Below are 1,694 nucleotides of genomic sequence, written 5' to 3'. Positions count from 1 at the left end.
TGGAGTTCGCCCATCTTTGACTGAAGTTCCTTGATTTTATCGCTGTTTTCCGTGAGTGTGTTTAAGATTTCATCGATTTCGGCCTGAACTGCGTTGCGTTTTTCGGCAATTTCTTCTTTTGCCTGAGTCTGCCGTGCCTGATTCTGTACAAAATCCTTGAGTTTTAAAAGCTGAATGTCGAGTTCATAGTTGAAAATTGCTTCTTTAAGCTCACGGTATTTGATTGTCTTTTCACTTTGAACTTTAAGAGTTTCATAACTGCGTTTATTTTCGGCAAGTGCTACTTCAATCTGTGCAAGGTTCTGTCTTGTGCGTTCAAGTTCACGTTCTGCTTCTGCAACTTCGGCTTTGCTTCTTGAAATACCGGCTGCTTCTTCAAAAAGATAGCGGCGGTCTTCCGGTTTACTTGAAAGAATCTGGTCGATTTTGCCCTGTTCCATGACAGAGTAGGCAGCCTTACCGACACCTGTGTCCATAAATAGACGGCGGACGGCTGTAGCTCCGACCTGCTTGTTGTTGATGTAATATTCGTTTTCGCCTGAACGGTAGAGGCGGCGTTTGAGAGTAACTTCTGTAGGAGCTGATTCTGCATCATCAAATTTTAAAAGCCCGTTTTCATTTGCAAGTGTAAGCGTAACTTCTGCGATGTTAAGAGGCGGACGGGTTTCTGTTCCGTTGAAGATAACGGATTCCATTGTGTCTGCACGGAGATTTTTAGCCTTGTTTTCGGCAAGAACCCATTTTACTGCATCGACGACGTTACTTTTACCACAGCCGTTCGGGCCTAAGAGAGCAGTAATGCCGTCTGCAAACTCGACGTGGGTTTTGTCTGCAAATGATTTAAATCCGAAAATATCAAGACTTTTTAGAAACACAAGGAAACCTCATTTTTTTTAATTGTATCTTAGATTATAACATGAAAAACTAGTCTGTTTCAACTTCATTTGGATCTGTTAATTTTCCTTTATAAAGCATCCGCGGATAAACAATGATTTTAAGTTTCTTTTCAATGGCTGCGTATTTGCGCATTTCAAAAGCATCCCCAATTACGATGTTTATACCGGTTTTTCCCATGCGGGCTGTTCTTCCTGCGCGGTGAATAAAAAAATCATCATCAGAAGGCATATCCATTTGAATTACATGACTGATATTTGGAATGTCCATCCCGCGGGCAACAAGATCACTTGTAATAAGAATCTTGATTTTACCGCTTCTGAATCTGTCAATCGTTGCCTTACGTTCGGTTTTTTCGGTTTTTGCTGTTAAAGCTGAACATTCGATATTTTTGTATTTCAATTTTGAAACTATGTTTGCTACCTGATCGATTTTTGATGTAAAAATAAGAGCTTTTTCCGGATGTTCGGCAATCAAAAGTTTGCGTAAAGTGTCAATTTTATCGCGGGTTTCGGCAAAAACAGCATAATGTGTAATTCTTTTGCGTAAAACATCTTCCGGCGGTAAAAAGAGTGTTTTTAAATCACTTTCTGTTGTACCGTTTTGTTTAATTCTGGTGCTCTGTAAAATTTTCTGTGTATTTTTTGTGATTGTTGCACTTGCTGCAATAAGCTGAATATCCTTTTTCATAGCACAGATTAATTCAACAGTGTCATCAATCATTTCTTTTGAAGTAAGGCGGTCAACTTCATCAAGAATAACGGCCTGAGCAGAATCAAGCTTGAGTTTTTTAAGATGAA

The 1,694-nt window shown here is 39.4% G+C and carries 2 protein-coding genes; both read right to left on the bottom strand.

Annotation, left to right across the window (positions count from 1 at the left end):
• Positions 1-875, bottom strand: an 875-nt coding sequence (locus ACKI5B_RS02890; protein ID WP_407425643.1) for an AAA family ATPase, incomplete at its 3' end; no start/stop codon positions are given.
• A gap of 49 nt (positions 876-924) precedes the next feature.
• Positions 925-1,694 (bottom strand): helicase-related protein (locus ACKI5B_RS02885; RefSeq protein ID WP_407425641.1); only part of this gene is annotated, 770 nt, incomplete at its 5' end.

Source organism: Treponema sp. (assembly GCF_045657965.1).
In the GTDB taxonomy this organism is placed as follows: Bacteria; Spirochaetota; Spirochaetia; order Treponematales; family Treponemataceae; genus Treponema_D.
This window is presented reverse-complemented; position numbering and strand designations above follow the sequence as displayed.